The 16,515-nt window shown below is 47.2% G+C and carries 15 protein-coding genes; 6 read left to right on the top strand and 9 right to left on the bottom strand.

The features are described 5' to 3' along the window. Positions 1 to 11 precede the first annotated feature (11 nt). From corC to miaB, 4 genes are all read right to left on the bottom strand, one after another. Positions 12 to 887 (bottom strand): CNNM family magnesium/cobalt transport protein CorC, encoded by an 876-nt coding sequence (corC, locus tag DYA43_RS10090; protein ID WP_020327996.1) that lies wholly within the window; start codon positions 885 to 887, stop codon positions 12 to 14. A 78-nt stretch (positions 888 to 965) separates the two neighbouring features. Continuing rightward, the gene (gene ybeY / locus DYA43_RS10085) at positions 966 to 1,430 is read right to left on the bottom strand and encodes an rRNA maturation RNase YbeY (RefSeq protein ID WP_061056752.1); all 465 of its coding nucleotides are present in this window, start codon (positions 1,428 to 1,430) and stop codon (positions 966 to 968) included. Continuing rightward, on the bottom strand, positions 1,427 to 2,536 hold the full coding sequence (locus DYA43_RS10080) for a PhoH family protein (RefSeq protein ID WP_061056751.1): 1,110 nt from the start codon (positions 2,534 to 2,536) through the stop codon (positions 1,427 to 1,429). The genes ybeY and DYA43_RS10080 overlap by 4 nt, the downstream gene beginning before the upstream one ends. A 69-nt stretch (positions 2,537 to 2,605) precedes the next feature. After that, complete coding sequence (gene miaB / locus DYA43_RS10075) at positions 2,606 to 4,030, bottom strand: tRNA (N6-isopentenyl adenosine(37)-C2)-methylthiotransferase MiaB (RefSeq protein WP_020327993.1); 1,425 nt, start codon at positions 4,028 to 4,030, stop codon at positions 2,606 to 2,608. A 296-nt stretch (positions 4,031 to 4,326) separates the two neighbouring features. On the opposite strand from miaB, the gene DYA43_RS10070 reads away from it, so the two are divergent. Further along, a complete protein-coding gene (locus DYA43_RS10070) occupies positions 4,327 to 5,478 on the top strand; it encodes a 2-octaprenyl-3-methyl-6-methoxy-1,4-benzoquinol hydroxylase (RefSeq protein ID WP_061056750.1) in 1,152 nt (383 codons plus the stop codon). A gap of 63 nt (positions 5,479 to 5,541) precedes the next feature. On the opposite strand, the gene crr is transcribed toward DYA43_RS10070, so the two are convergent. The 5 genes from crr to cysZ all read right to left on the bottom strand — a co-directional run bounded on the left by crr (position 5,542) and on the right by cysZ (position 10,448). Then, positions 5,542 to 6,051, bottom strand: a complete 510-nt coding sequence (crr, locus tag DYA43_RS10065; protein ID WP_014205560.1) for a PTS glucose transporter subunit IIA — start codon at positions 6,049 to 6,051, stop codon at positions 5,542 to 5,544. Between the two features lie 108 nt (positions 6,052 to 6,159). Further along, complete coding sequence (ptsI, locus tag DYA43_RS10060) at positions 6,160 to 7,881, bottom strand: phosphoenolpyruvate-protein phosphotransferase PtsI (RefSeq protein ID WP_024373355.1); 1,722 nt, start codon at positions 7,879 to 7,881, stop codon at positions 6,160 to 6,162. Between the two features lie 136 nt (positions 7,882 to 8,017). Beyond that, positions 8,018 to 8,275 carry an HPr family phosphocarrier protein gene (locus DYA43_RS10055; RefSeq protein ID WP_020327990.1) on the bottom strand — a complete coding sequence of 86 codons (258 nt, stop codon included), beginning with the start codon at positions 8,273 to 8,275 and terminating at the stop codon, positions 8,018 to 8,020. Positions 8,276 to 8,575: 300 nt separating this feature from the next. Continuing rightward, positions 8,576 to 9,544, bottom strand: coding sequence for a cysteine synthase A (gene cysK / locus DYA43_RS10045; RefSeq protein WP_024373356.1), 969 nt, complete (start codon positions 9,542 to 9,544; stop codon positions 8,576 to 8,578). Positions 9,545 to 9,701: 157 nt separating this feature from the next. Next, positions 9,702 to 10,448 (bottom strand): sulfate transporter CysZ, encoded by a 747-nt coding sequence (gene cysZ / locus DYA43_RS10040; RefSeq protein WP_061056749.1) that lies wholly within the window; start codon positions 10,446 to 10,448, stop codon positions 9,702 to 9,704. Positions 10,449 to 10,688: 240 nt separating this feature from the next. Between cysZ and zipA the strand changes: the two genes are divergently transcribed. The 5 genes from zipA (at position 10,689) to cueR (ending at position 16,484) form a co-directional block, all read left to right on the top strand. Continuing rightward, a complete protein-coding gene (gene zipA, locus DYA43_RS10035) occupies positions 10,689 to 11,552 on the top strand; it encodes a cell division protein ZipA (protein WP_020327987.1) in 864 nt (287 codons plus the stop codon). A gap of 65 nt (positions 11,553 to 11,617) precedes the next feature. Then, a complete protein-coding gene (ligA, locus tag DYA43_RS10030) occupies positions 11,618 to 13,627 on the top strand; it encodes an NAD-dependent DNA ligase LigA (RefSeq protein WP_061056748.1) in 2,010 nt (669 codons plus the stop codon). Between the two features lie 487 nt (positions 13,628 to 14,114). Beyond that, positions 14,115 to 15,125 carry a porin gene (locus tag DYA43_RS10025; protein WP_061056747.1) on the top strand — a complete coding sequence of 337 codons (1,011 nt, stop codon included), beginning with the start codon at positions 14,115 to 14,117 and terminating at the stop codon, positions 15,123 to 15,125. Between the two features lie 80 nt (positions 15,126 to 15,205). Next, entirely contained in the window at positions 15,206 to 16,012 is an 807-nt protein-coding gene (locus DYA43_RS10020) for a DUF2057 domain-containing protein (protein ID WP_061056746.1), read from the top strand. Positions 16,013 to 16,079: 67 nt separating this feature from the next. Then, entirely contained in the window at positions 16,080 to 16,484 is a 405-nt protein-coding gene (cueR, locus tag DYA43_RS10015; RefSeq protein ID WP_020431870.1) for a Cu(I)-responsive transcriptional regulator, read from the top strand. The last annotated feature ends 31 nt before the right edge of the window (positions 16,485 to 16,515 follow it).

The raw sequence follows: 16,515 nt of genomic DNA, 5'->3' as shown, positions 1-16,515 counted from the left end.
GGAGCTTCGAACTACTCTTCGGCGATCTCCGGAAGAGTTTCCATATCGGGGACGGTTACCTGAAGTTGAACCACTCGGCGGTTGTCTGCAGCAGTGACCTTAAAATTGTAACGATCAATTTCTACCACTTCACCGCGTGCTGGCAAGTGACCGAAAGCAGTCATTACCAATCCGCCTACCGTATCCACCTCTTCATCGCTGAAGCGGGTACCGAAGGTGTTGTTAAACTCTTCGATGGTGGTCAGCGCCTTCACCGCGTAAGTGTGTTTGCTGAGCTTACGGATATCCAGTTGCTCTTCGTCGTCGAACTCATCTTCGATATCGCCAACGATTTCTTCCAGAATGTCTTCAATGGTCACTAGACCAGAGACGCCCCCGAACTCATCTACGACAATCGCCATGTGATATCGTTCCTCACGGAACTCTTTTAGCAGGCGATCGACGCGTTTACTTTCTGGAACCACCACGGCTGGGCGGATCACTTCTTCAATGTTGAACGGGGAGCTATTGGAACCTAAGTATTTAAGTAAGTCCTTCGCAAGCAGAATGCCTTCTACATGGTCTTTATCTTCACTAACCACCGGGTAGCGTGAGTGCTGAGCATCGGTAATCAGTGCAACCAGCGAATCCAGATTATCTGTACGTTCGATGGTGACCATCTGAGAGCGCGGAATCATGATATCCCTTACACGCATCTCAGCTATTTCCATGACACCTTCCAGCATGTCGCGGGTGTCGTGGTCAATCAGGTCATTGACTTCAGAGTCGCGGATCACGTCAACCAGTTCTTGGCGATCCTTAGGTTCTCCCTGAAATAACTGACCTAGGCGTTCAAAGAAGGACTTTCTACTCGGACCGTCAGAATTCTGCGAATTATCTTCGTTCATTGTTACTCTATTCAATAACGCTATCAGATGTGTGATAGCTCACATGCCAGCTCACGACATTTTTCTGTGGTGCGTGAGCTAGATTTTCTCAGCCAAATACGGGTCTTCAAAGCCCATATTTTGCATGATTTCCGTTTCGAGGGACTCCATCTCTTCAGCTTCGTCATCCTCAATATGGTCATAACCTAGCAGATGAAGACTACCATGTACAACCATATGCGCCCAGTGTGCCAGCAGGGGCTTGTTTTGCTCAACTGCTTCCTGCTCAACCACCTGGCGACAAATGATCAGGTCACCCAGCAGATCAAGCTCCATGCCCGGAGGCGCTTCAAACGGGAAAGACAACACGTTGGTTGGCTTATCTTTACCGCGATATTCGAGATTGAGCTGATGGCTTTCCGGCTCATCCACAATGCGAATTGTTACTTCCGCCTGAGGCTGGAAGGGAGCAACGGCCGCTTGCAGCCAGATGGCAAACTGTTCAAATGTTGGCAGGCCGTCGCCACTGTCGACGGCCAGTTGTAAATCGAGTTCAATGCTCATGACTCGCCAGATTCCTCTAATGCATTGTGCGGTGCCGTTAGTTCAGCTTTTTGCATTTCCAGCAATTTGGACTCACGTTCTTCGCGGCGACGTTTCTCGTACTCTTTGCGTTCTTTCTGGTCTTGCGCTTCCCATTTCTCGTACGCATTGACTATCCGGGCAACCACAGGGTGACGAACAACGTCATCGGCCAGGAAGAAGTTGAAGCTGATTTCATCGACTTCATTCAATACTTCAATCGCATGGCGCAACCCCGATTTTGCGCCGCGAGGCAAGTCAATCTGAGTCACGTCGCCGGTAATGACCGCGCGCGAGTTAAAACCGATACGGGTCAGGAACATTTTCATCTGTTCAACCGTGGTGTTCTGGCTTTCATCGAGAATGATGAAGGCATCGTTCAACGTACGACCACGCATGTACGCCAGCGGGGCGACTTCAATGACGTTGCGTTCAATCAGTTTTTCAACCCGTTCAAAACCTAACATTTCAAACAGTGCGTCGTACAACGGGCGCAAGTAAGGGTCGACTTTCTGGTTCAGGTCCCCGGGCAGGAAGCCCAGTTTTTCACCTGCTTCAACTGCTGGACGGGTCAGCAGAATACGGCGAATTTCCTGACGTTCCAGAGCATCAACCGCAGCCGCTACCGCCAAATATGTTTTACCGGTACCCGCAGGACCGATACCAAAGGTGATGTCATGAGTCACCATGTTCACCAGATACTGAGCCTGATTTGGCGTACGCGGCTTGATCACGCCTTTTTTGGTTTTCACGAACACTTCTTTGCCATGGGCAATAGCGGATTCGGTGTTTTGTTCCAGGACGCCGGATTCTTTGATCGACAGATGAATTTGTTCTGGTTCGATATCAGGAATTTCACCACGAACAGGAGCCGTATCGACGTACAAGGTTTTGATGATGTCGAGTGCAGCAGCAGCGGTGTGCGCTTTACCGACGATAGTGAAATAGTTACTGCGATGATTGATTTCAACGCGTAAACGACGTTCTAAATGTTTGATATTGTCATCGAAAGGGCCGCACAGACTGGCAAGACGGCGGTTGTCTGAAGGTTCGAGATTGATCTCTAAAGTAACGATTTTATTGCTCAAATTAGCCTCTCAGTGTGTCATATCCGGATGCCCGATTTCGACCGGGCATCCATGACAGTTTATACGAGCTTACGGAGTAAAAGTAGCGACTCCCAGCTCATCCTCACGACGCGTTTTGGCCATCATTTCCGATGGGGAAGTGACCACACGCAGGTTCATTTCTTTCTCAGTTCGTACGAGTTCACCACGTAAAGAGTTCGGGAATACATCGACAATTTTCACGTCTACGAACTGGCCGATAAGTTCTGCCGGTCCTTCAAAGTTTACTACACGGTTGTTTTCTGTACGACCACGAAGTTCCATCAGGTTTTTCTTCGAAGGGCCTTCAACCAGAATACGTTGCTCTGTACCCATCATCAGGCGAGAGTAACGCATGGCTTGGGCGTTGATTTGTTGTTGCAGTTCATACAGACGCTCTTTCTTCGTTTCCTCAGACAGATCACATGGGTAATCGGCCGCTGGTGTACCCGGACGCGGTGAGAAGATAAAGCTAAAGCTCATGTCAAAATCGACATCGCGGATCAGCTTCATGGTGTCTTGGAAGTCTTTATCCGACTCGCCAGGGAAGCCAACGATGAAGTCTGAACTGATCTGAATATCCGGGCGCGCTTTACGCAGCTTACGAATGATCGACTTGTACTCGATGCCTGTGTGCGGACGCTTCATCATCGTCAGAATGCGATCGCTGCCGCTTTGAACAGGCAAGTGCAGGAAGCTCACCAGTTCTGGCGTGTCTTCGTACACTGCGATGATGTCGTCAGTGAACTCCAACGGGTGGCTGGTGGTAAAGCGAATGCGATCGATGCCATCGATTGAGGCCACGAGGCGCAACAATTCTGCGAATGAACAGATGGTGCCATCGTGCATTGGGCCACGGTACGCGTTCACGTTTTGACCCAGCAGGTTGACTTCACGGACGCCCTGTTCAGCAAGTTGTGCAATTTCAAACAGCACGTCGTCCATTGGACGGCTCACTTCTTCACCACGCGTGTACGGCACGACGCAGTATGTGCAGTATTTTGAACAGCCTTCCATAATGGAGACAAAGGCGGTTGGGCCTTCTGCGCGTGGTTCCGGCAGACGGTCGAATTTTTCGATTTCCGGGAAAGAAATATCCATCACCGGCGCATCGTCAGTTTGTGACTGTTTAATCATTTCTGGCAGACGGTGTAGCGTCTGTGGGCCAAAGATAACGTCTACAAAGGGTGCGCGATCACGAATGTGGTCGCCTTCTTGAGTCGCCACACAGCCGCCTACGCCGATCACCACGCCTGGCTTCTTATCTTTCAACGTTTTCCAACGGCCAAGCTGGTGGAATACTTTCTCTTGCGCTTTTTCGCGAATCGAACAGGTGTTAAGTAGAAGTACGTCTGCTTCCTCTGGCTCTTCGGTCAGCTCATAGCCGTTTGTAGCGTTAAGCAGGTCGGCCATTTTTGATGAATCGTATTCGTTCATCTGGCAGCCCCAGGTTTTGATTAGCAGTTTTTTACTCATGTTGTTCGCTCGATCGTTAGTTTAAATTAAGGGAGCAAATCGCCCAATGTTTCCAGAAAGTCACCGAAAATCGCTTGTCGATGACTAAATTTTAGCCGCCTTCTCGACGGTAAGCGGCGTATTGTACTGCTTTCAACTTTCAGTGACCAGTGATCGGGCTAAATCTCTTGCAACCATTGTGGCTTCTGGCTTTTTACCCTGCTTGGACCAAGGTTTTTTAACAAAATCGTTCGCAAAAAAAGTCCCGCTACGTACAATAACTTGCGTGTAGCTCAGCCAAAACAGAAGTAGTAACGATGAACGATTTTGACATTGTGGTAATTGGCGGCGGAATGGTCGGTGCCGCTGCCGCGATTGGATTTGCCAAACAGGGCCGTCGAGTGGCCGTGGTCGAAGGATTTGAGCCTCAACCTTATGACGAATCGCAACCGATGGATGTGCGCATTTCTGCCATTTCTCAAACCTCGGTTGATCTGCTGACCTCTTTGGGAGCTTGGGACGCGATTGCCTCTAAACGGGTATGCCCTTATCGCGGTTTGGAAACGTGGGACCACCCAGAGTGTCGTACGCGATTTTCCAGTGAATCGTTGGGGTTAGAGCAGTTGGGTTACATGGTGGAAAACCGCCTGATCCAATTGGGTTTGTGGGAACAGTTTGCCGATTACCCCAATGTGACGCTGCTTTGCCCTGATACGTTAAAAGACATTACCTTTGGTGATACCCACGTTGTGACTCTGCAATCTGGCACGGTTCTGCACTGTGACTGGATCATCGGCGCGGATGGCGCGAATTCGCGCGTGCGAGAGTTGGCTGGTATTGGCGTGACGGCGTGGGATTACCGTCAGCACTGCATGCTGATTAACGTTGAAACCGAAAAACCACAGCAGGATGTCACCTGGCAGCAATTCTTTCCGTCTGGCCCACGGTCGTTCTTACCTTTGAATGGACATCAGGCGTCGCTGGTATGGTATGACGCACCGCAGCGTATTAAGCAATTGAGCCAAATGAATCCTACGCAGTTGAAACAAGAGATTGTCAGTCATTTTCCCGCAGAGCTCGGTGATATCTCCGTGCTGCAGCACGGCTCTTTCCCGCTCACGCGTCGTCATGCACAAAGCTATGTTCGTAATCGATGTGTATTGGTCGGGGATTCTGCTCATACCATCAATCCGCTGGCAGGGCAGGGCGTTAACTTGGGATTCAAAGATGTGGCAGCGATGCTGGAAGTAACTCAAGGACAGGAGGTATTGACACTGGCTCAATTCCAGCGTTACGAGCGCCGACGCCGCCCAGATAATTTACTGATGCAAACCGGGATGGATTTTTTCTATAAAGTGTTTAGTAATGATGTGGCACCGCTGAAGTTGGTTCGTAATGCCGCGCTGAAAATCGCTGAACATGCAGGCCCGGTCAAAGAACAAGTTCTGCGCTACGCATTAGGACTATAGTGACAAAGCTACAAACAAAAAACGCTGCGATATCGCAGCGTTTTTTTATGAATGCAGACTAAATTACTTAGTTACACGCAGAACTGGAGTTTCACCAACTGTCACAGAACCAGACAGTTTGTTCAGCTCTTTGATTTCGTCCATGTTAGAAATAACAACAGGAGTCAGAGTTGATTTCGCTTTCTCTTCCAGCAGAGCCAGATCGAATTCAATGATAGTGTCGCCCACTTTCACTGATTGACCTTCTTCAGCGATACGTTTGAAGCCTTCACCTTTCAGTTCAACAGTGTCGATACCGAAGTGAACAAAAAGCTCAACGCCGTCGTCAGATTCGATAGAGAACGCGTGGTTCGTTTCGAAGATCTTACCGATAGTACCGTTAACAGGAGCTACCATTTTGTTGCCCGCAGGTTTGATAGCGATACCATCACCAACGATTTTTTCAGCAAACACGACATCTGGCACGTCTTCAATGTTTACAATTTCACCAGAAAGAGGTGCGATGATTTCAATTGCACCCGCGTCAGCGCTGTCGTCAGAGACTAGCTTCTTAAGTTTGTCAAACAGACCCATTGTGTCATGCTCCTAACGTTTAGATTTATTCTGTCGAAGTATAGTATACCAATCAAAAACAATAGACGACTACTTTTAGTCGCCTATGTCTTTGGTATTCACAGACTATTAAGCTTTCGCTGCGATGAACTTTTCAACGCAAGCTTCGATTTCTGCTGCTGTCGGTAGAGAAAGTGCTTCTTCTGCCATCGCTTTCACTTCAGCGAAGTTAGAGTTACGGATCACTTTCTTTACTTTAGGGATAGAGATGCCGCTCATTGAGAATTCATCCAGACCCATACCTAACAGTAGAAGGGTTGCGCGCTCGTCACCAGCCAGCTCACCACACATACCTGTCCACTTACCTTCAGCGTGTGACGCATCAATCACTTGTTTGATTACAGTCAGTACCGCTGGAGACAGTGGGTTGTATAGGTGCGAAATCATTTCGTTACCGCGGTCGACGGCCAGCGTATACTGGGTCAGGTCGTTGGTACCGATTGAGAAGAATGACACTTCTTTCGCCAGGTGGTGTGCGATAGCTGCAGCAGCTGGTGTTTCAACCATTACACCGATTTCGATGCTTTCGTCGAATGCCAAGCCTTCAGCACGCAGTTCTGCTTTGTACTCTTCGATTGCTGCTTTCAGGGCACGAATTTCTTCAACAGAGATAATCATTGGGAACATGATACGCAGTTTACCGTGTGCTGATGCACGCAGAATACCACGTAGCTGGTCACGCAGAATTTCACGACGATCCAAGCTGATACGTACTGCACGCCAGCCCAGAAACGGGTTCATTTCTTTTGGTAGGTCCATATACGGCAGGTCTTTGTCGCCGCCGATGTCCATAGTACGGATGATGACAGCTTGACCTTCCATCGCTTCCGCAACTTCTTTGTATGCCTGATACTGTTCTTCTTCAGTCGGCAGTGCGTCGCGATCCATGAACAGGAATTCAGTACGGTACAGACCAACACCTTCACCGCCGTTGCGGGTGATGCCGTCACAGTCTTTCACTGTACCGATGTTGCCGCAAACTTCTACACGATGGCCGTCTAGCGTTTCTGCGTGCAGATCTTTCAGCTTCGCCAGCTCTTCTTTCTCAGCCAGGAACGCAGCTTTTACTGCTTTGGCTTCTTCAAGCTCAGCGTCAGTTGGATTAACAATGATCTTGTTGTTCATTGCATCCAGAATCAACATGTCGCCGTTTTTCACTTGCGCAGTGATGTTGTTGGTACCAACGATCGCAGGCAGTTCAAGAGAGCGAGCCATGATAGATGTATGAGAGGTACGACCGCCGATATCACACACAAAGCCCAGAACGTAGTTCAGGTTGATTTGTGCAGTCTCAGAAGGTGTCAGGTCGTAAGCCACCAGAATTACTTCTTCATTGATGTCACTAAGTGACACAATGTTGATGCCTAGAGCGTTTTTAACGAAACGAGAACCGATATCGCGGATATCCGTTGCACGCTCTTTAAGGTATTCATCGTCCAGAGACTCAAGAGCCATTGCTTGCTCTTCAATCACGGTGTGAATTGCGTTGTCTGCTGTCAGCTTTTCATCTTTGATGAGCGCTAAAATTTCTTCTTCTAGCTCTTCATCTTCAAGCAGCATGATGTGGCCTTCGAAGATGGCTTCTTTTTCTTCACCAAATGTTTCAAGTGCTTTTTGCTTGATCACTTCTAGTTGCGCTGCAGACTTGTTGCGCGCGTCGTAGAAGCGCTGAACTTCAGCGTCAACTTGAGCATCAGAAATGGTGTTAGTGTTTAGGACAATTTCATCTTCTTGAAGTAGTAGTGCTTTACCAATAGCAATACCAGGAGATGCTAGGATGCCTGAAATCATAGCCTTACCTTAAATTGGTCAACTGTAAACGGGAGATAAATGGACGTCGCTAACGATAACATTTAGCGTATTCTTTGGTTTATTTCCAACAAAGCCACTTTGCGGGAGCAAAATGGCTTTGAAAGGAAGAACCGAATTAGTGAAGTTGGTCCATCAGAGCAACTAGGTGATCAACCGCTTCTTTCGCTTGAGAACCTTCTGCAGAGATAGTCACTACAGTGCCTTTAACCAGGCCAAGAGTCTGAAGCTTGAATAGGCTTTTTGCGCTAGCGCTTTTACCGTTAGAAGTCACAGTAATGTCCGCATCGAATGCTTTTGCTTCTTTAACGAACTGTGCAGCTGGACGAGTGTGAAGGCCGTTTTCTGCAGTGATTTCAACTTGCTTCTCGTACATGTTTTATACCCCAATTAATTTATTTTTTGTAAGTTTGTTAACCAGAATTAGCTTAACCGTAACCACTCGTTTCTGCTAGTTCAGTAACGGGCTTTTCGTGTCAGAACTGATACTGGTCTAAAAATAACCAATCGCCTTTGCACGCATTTGCGAACTCGAGCCATCGAATCTAATCTTGTCTGCTTCTTTATTTTGAAGCTAGAAATAAAACATGGCTGATATTACCAAAGGTGAGGCAAGGATCAACAAAAAAGCCCCTGAATGGGGCTTTTTTAAACGAAAAATTGATTTCACCACAGGTTACTGTTGGTTTTCTTTCTCTGTGAAAATGCCTGCAAACAGGGCAGTGCTCAAGTAACGTTCACCAGAGCTTGGTAGTACAGTTACAATGGTTTTTCCTTCAAATTCAGGAAGTTCTGCAAGGCGATTTGCTGCAACCACTGCTGCGCCTGATGAAATACCAGCCAGAATACCTTCCTCTTCCATCAGACGACGAGCCATCTCGATCGCTTCGTCTGATGTCACGGTTTCTACGCGGTCAATGAGCTCTAAATCGAGGTTACCCGGGATGAAACCCGCGCCGATACCCTGAATTTTGTGTGGAGCAGGTTTGATTTCGTCGCCAGCAAGTGCTTGGCTAATCACAGGAGATTCAGCTGGTTCTACGGCAACAGAGATGATGGCTTTGCCTTTCTCGCCTTTGATGTAGCGGCTAGTACCTGTCAATGTACCACCAGTACCAACACCAGCAACGAATACGTCTACTTGACCGTCAGTGGCTTCCCAAATTTCAGGACCTGTCGTTTTTTCGTGAATAGCAGGGTTCGCTGGGTTGTCGAACTGTTGCAGTAGCAGGTATTTTTCCGGATTGCTTGCCACAATTTCTTCTGCTTTTGAAATTGCGCCTTTCATCCCTTTCGCTGCTTCAGTTAGTACCAGATTAGCACCCAGTGCTTTAAGTAGTTTGCGACGCTCAAGGCTCATTGACTCAGGCATTGTTAGCGTTAATTTGTAACCGCGAGCTGCTGCAACGAAGGCCAGAGCAATACCTGTGTTACCACTGGTTGGCTCAACTAGTTCAATACCTGGTTTTAGTTTGCCTTGTTTCTCAGCATCCCAAATCATGTTGGCACCGATACGGCATTTCACGCTGAAGCTTGGGTTACGTGATTCGATTTTAGCCAGTACTTTGCCTTTGCTGACTTTGTTCAGGCGAACCAGTGGTGTGTTACCAATGGTCAGAGAGTTGTCTTCGTAGATTTTGCTCATTGTGATGTTCCTTCATTACGCACGTTTTGGTATCGATATGTCGATACATTAGTGGATACCGATAGAGCATATGTGCTCGATGAAAAAGGTAAAAGGATTAAAAAGTTATAACTTATAGGTTTGAAATAGATTTCAGCAGCTTGCGCTGCTGAAATGACTATTGGTTCACATATTGCCCTCTGAATTCGTTAACCCACATGGCGGTCGCACCACAGACCGCAACAGGCATCACAAGCAGGTTGACGACCGGAATCGTTGTCAACACAGAAACCAGCATACCAAACGTGTAGGCTTTACCCTGCTTTTGTTTCAAACTGTTACGCATGTCATTAAAGGCAACTTTGTGATTATCGAATGGATAATCGCAGTACTGAATAGCCAACATCCAAGCCGTGAAAATGAACCACAAAATCGGCCCCAATGTTTGACCCAAAGCTGGGATAAGCAGCAGAATGAACAGACCAATCGCTTTTGGCAGTACATACACGAGTTTGCGCCATTCACGCGCCATAATGCGTGGCACATCTTTAACTACCGCCAGCACGCCATCGTCATTGACTTTTTTACCGGTCAGTTTTTCTTCTACTTTTTCGGCTAGCAGGCCATTGAACGGCGCAGCGATAAAGTTTGCCAGAGTGCTGAAGAAATAGGAGAACGTCGCTAGAATGGTAATCACCAATAAAGGCCAAAGAATATAGCTGAGCCAGGATAGCCAGTCAGGGATTTGGCCCATCCAGTCATTAATCCAGCTATCAAGATGAGAAAACAGGTAGTAAAGCGCGCCACCAACCAGCAGAATGTTGGTTAGCAATGGCATCAGGACAAAGCGACGAATCCCGGGAGAAACGGCGATATCGAACCCGTAAAAGAAGTAGCCTAAACCTGAGCGTTGTTGAGCTTGCATAGTATATTCCGTACACAATGGGCTAATTTAACGTAAGTGATTGTCTATTGTATCGAAGCGACCAAGGATTAAAAGCTTGGTAAAAATCACGCCATACATGCAACTTCTAACATTAAGTTGTTCTAAATAGGGTAAGACTTTTGGTAGAGTATCCCGATAAGCCGATAAAACCTACCTTGGCAGACGTCACGACAAGCGTTGAAGCTCAGACATCAAAAATCGAGAAACTGAGAGTTTAAGATGCAGGAATTGCGATTCGTACTCATTATTGTTGGCGCGCTAGCGATAGCCGCTTTGCTATTTCATGGTCTATGGACCAGTAAAAAAGAAGGGAAATCTAAGTTTGGTGATAAACCGCTGGGCAGAATAGATGTAGAACCAGAAGCAGACGATGTGGTTGCTTCTCGATCGTTTGCACCGGAAGATGATTACGAAATTATTCGTAAAGACCGAAAACAACCTGATTTCGGTCTCGATGAGTCGTCGGAAGTCGATCCTCTGATTTCGGGCTACGAAACGGTGGATACTGACGAACCAACGGTCAAAACGCCTGAGCCTGAAATTGATGATGTGCCGGCGTTTTCGGCAAGCAAAGAAGAAGCATCAGAAGCGGGCATCGTCGACGAAGTGAAAATCGACGAACCAGCCGCAACTGTGGCTGAGCAACCGGCTGAAGAAGAAATGCAGGTCATCGTGCTCAATGTACATTGCGCGGGTAATGAACCGTTTGTCGGCACTAAACTGTTTGATAGCTTGCAACAAAATGGTCTGCTGTACGGCGAAATGGATATTTTCCACCGTCACGCCGATTTGTCTGGAACGGGTAAAGTGTTGTTTAGTGTTGCGAACATGATGCATCCAGGCACGCTCAAGCACGATGATCCGGCAGAGTTCACCACAAAAGGTATTTCGTTCTTTATGACGCTGCCATGTTTTGGCGAACCAGATCAGAACTTTAAGCTGATGCTGAAAACAGCGCAGCAAGTGGCCGATGACCTTGGCGCGAATGTACTGGATGATGCCCGTAATCTGATGACGCCGGATCGTCTGGCGGCCTACAGAAAGCAGATTACCGATTTTCGCGCCAGAACCGCACAAGCGTAATAAAATTGATTTAACAAAGGCTCCGTGTCGGAGCCTTTTTTCATGATTCAAGAGAAGCACGAACAATGCAAAACGTAGAGCAACGATTAACCGAACTGAAAGAAACACTGCATTACCATGCGATACGTTATTACGTAGAAGATGATCCTACCATTCCAGATGTGGAATATGACCGTCTGATGCGTGAGTTATTGGATCTGGAAGCACAGCATCCGGAATTGGTGACGCCTGATTCTCCAAGCCAGCGAGTAGGTGGTGCACCTTTGGCAGGTTTTGAACAGGTCACTCACGAAATTCCAATGCTGTCTTTGGATAACGCTTTCGATGATAATGAGCTGAACAGTTTCCATCGTCGTATGGGTGATCGTGTTCCTGCGGCCAAAGCGGCCAAATTCTGCTGTGAGCCCAAACTGGATGGCCTTGCGGTCAGCCTGTTGTATGTCGATGGCGTGTTGGTTCAAGCCGCGACCCGTGGTGATGGCACCACTGGTGAGAATATTACCGAAAACGTTCGTACCATCAAGTCGATACCCTTACGTCTGCAAGGTTCGGGGTGGCCGACACGTATTGAAGTGCGCGGTGAAGTTTTCATGCCAAAAGCCGGCTTTGAGAAAATGAACGCTGAAGCGCTCAAGAAGGGCGAAAAAGTCTTTGTGAACCCTCGTAATGCAGCTGCAGGTAGCTTGCGTCAGCTTGATTCTCGTATTACCGCGAAACGTCCTCTGGCGTTTTATGCGTATAGCGTAGGTGTGATTCAGGGCGGCACACTCGTCGATAGCCACTATGAGCGATTTCTGCAACTCAAAGGCTGGGGGCTGCCAATGAGCCCTGAGACTAAGAGGGTCGAGTCGCTGGAAGAGGTAAAAGCCTATTATCAGGACATCATGACTCGTCGTGGAGATCTGCCATATGAGATTGATGGCGTGGTGATCAAAGTTGACGATATCGCATTGCAAGAACAACTGGGTTTTGTGGCGCGCGCGCCGCGTTGGGCGATTGCATACAAGTTTCCGGCACAGGAAGAGATGACAGTGCTGAATGATGTTGAATTTCAGGTTGGCCGCACAGGCGCTATTACGCCCGTGGCAAAACTGGAACCTGTTTTTGTCGGTGGCGTAACGGTCAGCAATGCGACGCTGCACAATGCCGATGAAATCGAGCGTTTGGGCGTGAAAATCGGGGACACAGTCATTATTCGCCGCGCTGGAGACGTGATACCACAGATCGTGTCAGTGGTCAGCGAGCTGCGCCCTGAGACGGCGCGTGATATCCTCTTTCCGGCCCAGTGCCCAGTTTGCCAATCCGATGTTGAACGCGTTGAGGGCGAAGCTGTGGCACGATGCAGCGGTGGTTTGGTGTGTCAGGCGCAGCGTAAAGAAGCGCTGAAACATTTTGTCTCGCGCAAAGCTATGGATGTCGATGGTCTAGGTGATAAAGTTATCGAACAGCTGGTGGATAAAGAGATGGTTACGACGCCAGCGGACCTGTTTAGATTGCGAGCAGGCGAGTTGACGATTCTTGAGCGCATGGGGCCAAAATCTGCGCAAAATATCGTGACTGCGCTCAACGAATCGAAGGAAACGACGCTAGCACGTTTTCTCTATTCACTGGGAATTCGTGAAGTCGGGGAAGCAACGGCAATGAACTTAGCGCATCATTTCCTGACTCTTGATGCCATTCGTGATGCAAGCGTTGAGCAACTAATCGAAGTTCCTGATGTCGGTACGATCGTGGCAAGTCATGTTCACGCGTTCTTTGCTCAGGATCGTAACCAGAAAGTCGTGGAAGAGTTGCTTGAACTCGGTATTCATTGGCAGGAAATTGTGCCTAAAGCTGAGGATGAACCGCAGCCATTGGCCGGGAAAGTTGTTGTTTTGACCGGAACGTTGTCGCAATTATCTCGTAATGATGCCAAAGCCGCGTTGCAAGCATTAGGCGCAAAAGTGACGGGGAGCGTGTCTAAAAATACTGATATTCTGTTTGCTGGCGAAGCCGCGGGTTCTAAGTTAGCCAAAGCACAAGAGCTTGGTATCGAAATTCGCGGAGAACAAGATCTTATCGATATGATTCGCTGAGTTATTTGACCATATATTGAACACCCCAGGCAGTAATGTCTGGGGTTTTTTATTGTAAAAAAATAACCTGCCAGCTATTTTCCGTTTTTGCTACTGTATCTCATCCCTGGTAAGCAGTTATCGCTTTACTTGTCATTATGGCAATGTTCCTCATGCGACGCACTTCAACAAAATCGATCTTTGTATTTATATAAATTATTGATTTTATTTTAAATAATATTTTTCATTCAAACTAGAAATAAGATTTAGATCTCGATCACTTACTTGGGTAAAGTTTGTCATGGCTCATATTTTTTTAGTCAAAAATTAAGTTCTCATTGATGTTTTAAAGGGCGAAGTTAGTCTTATCACTATGGATACACCCGGTGTATGCAGAAACTTAAGAGGATCGAACAGAGACTCTGGTAAGGAAAATTTTCTTCCCCTCGGCGGCCAACTTTGGGGGAGGGAATAACAAAACAGCTATATCTATTTTTAGGAGTTTTCCATGGACAAAATGTTTAAACGTACCCTATTAGGTGCGGCAGTGGCTATCGCTTCAACTAGCGCATTCGCGGCGAGCGAGACAGGTCAAATTGGTGTTCTTTCTGATTTCAACGTTCAAGCATACGGTGTCGCGGCTATCTCTGTTATCTACCAAGAAGACAGCAGCGGTTACGACTATGAAAACGAATCACGTATCGGTTTCCGCGCAAGTAAAGACATGTTTGAAAACCTGAATGTTTTCATGCAGATCGAATCTGGTTACGTGGGTGAAGATGGTACAGGTTCTACACTAGGCGCTCGTGATACTTTCCTAGGTCTACAAGGTGACTGGGGTAAAGTACGTTTTGGTCGCATGCTGACTCCTCTGTACGAAATTGTTGACTGGCCTTACTCAAACCCAGGTCTAGGACGTGTGTTCGACTGGGGTGGTGATGTGAAAGCTCACTACGACCGTAAAGGTGATATTGCTCGCTATGATTCTCCAGCTTTTGGCGGTCTGACATTTAACGTTTCTGTGGGTCGTGGCGATACTTCAACAAAAGACTCTGATCACGTTGGTGCTGCGGTTCACTACAATGTCGCTGACATCGTAACGCTGCACGGTGGCTTTGAATCAAACTCTAAATATGGTGGTGGCTCGATCGATTCTACTGCTTACATCGTAGGTTTTGAACTTCCTCTACCAGCAGGTTTCGGCTTGGCAGGTGCTTACAAATACAACGAAGGTGAATCTAAGCACGATGCATACGCTGGACAAGAAGCGAAGCAAGGCCAGTACTCAATCATCGGCCAATACTGGAATGGTCCATGGGGCTTCAAACTCGGTTACGCAGCGAACCTGGAATCAAAAGTTGATGGCAACAAACTGGGTGACGAAGATGAAGTGCTATCAGCGCAGCTGATGTACGTGAAAAACGGTTTCGTCCCTTATCTTCGAGTGGGTCAGCATGATGCATACAATGCCGATGACAAAACTGCGTTTGTTCGTCTAGGTATTGAATACGGTTTCTAATCAAAACCGCTGTCTTTCTCAATCAAAACTCAAACGCCGGCCTTGTGCCGGTGTTTGACTAAGCACACAGGAAATTATGTATGAAGCATTTTAGAACTACCTTGGTATTTTCCACAGTCATGCTGATGGTTGGATGCAGTAGTCTTGACAGTTCTAGTTCATTTGATGATGTGGCAAAGTCGGTGAAGGAAAGACATAACTATGTACAAGTTATTACTAAAGACATCACGCCTGATGCCAAAGCGATAACGGGTGCTGATATTGTAAAATCTAATTTGTACTATGTGGGTAATTTTCCGAAAACAGCTGAGACTAAAGTTAGCGAATCCTACATTGATATGAATGTTACCTATTTTAAAAACTATGATCAGTTTGATAGTGTCACCCTAGGCGGCAAGAAGTATACACTGAATAACTACCGACCATTAGCAGAAACCTGCACTGAACACTGCACTGTTACACAGTGGTTCCAGTTCCCGTTAAATTCTGTTTATTTGTCTCAGTTAGACAGTGACAACGTAGAATTTTCGTTGTCCTCTAAAACCAACAAAAACCAAATTCAATTCTGGGTACCGAAAGCCTATTTTGACGCTGCCGAGCAGGAAGCACAGTTTGTACTCAATAATAAGCAGCCAGTTATCGCGGCTCCTCAGATCCTCAATGAGGCACCAGCCAGTAAGTCTGAGGAAATGGTGCAATATTGGTTTAACGAAGGCACCGCCGCGGATCAGAAGCAGTTTGCTGATTGGGCATTCAGTAACCGCTCTGAAGTTAAACAGGCGATGACAACCGACAGTAAACCTTTGGAAATGATGGCTTACTGGTATGAGAAAGCTGATAAGACGCAAAAGGCGGCCATTTTATCTTGGTTGATCAGCCAAGAATAATTGCCAACTAAGATAAGAAGAGGCATGGTGTTGACCATGCCTTTTTTGTTGTTGAGAGAATGCAATGATGAACATTAGTGAAGTGGCGAAGAAAACAGGATTGACAGCAAAATCAGTCCGTCTGTATGAGGAAAAAGGTCTCATTCAGCCACCACTGCGCTCAGAGAATGGGTACCGAAACTACGGGCAGCGCCATGTGGATGATCTGTTATTGATTGCACGCTGTAAACGTGTTGGTTTTACCCTCGATGAGTGCAAAGCGATGCTGGCACTGGCGAATGACCCAGAACGGACAAGCTCAGCGGTCAAAGAACGGGCTCAAGTTAAACTCAAACAAGTCACACAAAAGCTTCAGGAGTTAACCTTAATTAAAGATCAGCTGGAAGAGTGGATTCGTGAATGTCCTGGCGATGAAAACAGCGACTGTCCCATCATTGATGACCTTAAAGGACACTGTTGTCAGCATAAATAAAAAAGGCCTTAAGGCCTTTTTTATTCTCAAG

This window comes from Vibrio fluvialis (assembly GCF_900460245.1).
Classification (GTDB): Bacteria; Pseudomonadota; Gammaproteobacteria; order Enterobacterales; family Vibrionaceae; genus Vibrio; species Vibrio fluvialis.
This window is presented reverse-complemented; position numbering and strand designations above follow the sequence as displayed.

Coding starts and splice junctions, on each gene's coding strand:
- corC (WP_020327996.1), bottom strand. CDS start 887: ATGAACGAAGATAATTCGCAGAATTCTGACGGTCCGAGTAGAAAGTCC.
- ybeY (WP_061056752.1), bottom strand. CDS start 1,430: ATGAGCATTGAACTCGATTTACAACTGGCCGTCGACAGTGGCGACGGC.
- miaB (WP_020327993.1), bottom strand. CDS start 4,030: ATGAGTAAAAAACTGCTAATCAAAACCTGGGGCTGCCAGATGAACGAA.
- DYA43_RS10070 (WP_061056750.1), top strand. CDS start 4,327: ATGAACGATTTTGACATTGTGGTAATTGGCGGCGGAATGGTCGGTGCC.
- crr (WP_014205560.1), bottom strand. CDS start 6,051: ATGGGTCTGTTTGACAAACTTAAGAAGCTAGTCTCTGACGACAGCGCT.
- ptsI (WP_024373355.1), bottom strand. CDS start 7,881: ATGATTTCAGGCATCCTAGCATCTCCTGGTATTGCTATTGGTAAAGCA.
- DYA43_RS10055 (WP_020327990.1), bottom strand. CDS start 8,275: ATGTACGAGAAGCAAGTTGAAATCACTGCAGAAAACGGCCTTCACACT.
- cysK (WP_024373356.1), bottom strand. CDS start 9,544: ATGAGCAAAATCTACGAAGACAACTCTCTGACCATTGGTAACACACCA.
- cysZ (WP_061056749.1), bottom strand. CDS start 10,448: ATGCAAGCTCAACAACGCTCAGGTTTAGGCTACTTCTTTTACGGGTTC.
- zipA (WP_020327987.1), top strand. CDS start 10,689: ATGCAGGAATTGCGATTCGTACTCATTATTGTTGGCGCGCTAGCGATA.
- ligA (WP_061056748.1), top strand. CDS start 11,618: ATGCAAAACGTAGAGCAACGATTAACCGAACTGAAAGAAACACTGCAT.
- DYA43_RS10025 (WP_061056747.1), top strand. CDS start 14,115: ATGGACAAAATGTTTAAACGTACCCTATTAGGTGCGGCAGTGGCTATC.
- DYA43_RS10020 (WP_061056746.1), top strand. CDS start 15,206: ATGAAGCATTTTAGAACTACCTTGGTATTTTCCACAGTCATGCTGATG.
- cueR (WP_020431870.1), top strand. CDS start 16,080: ATGAACATTAGTGAAGTGGCGAAGAAAACAGGATTGACAGCAAAATCA.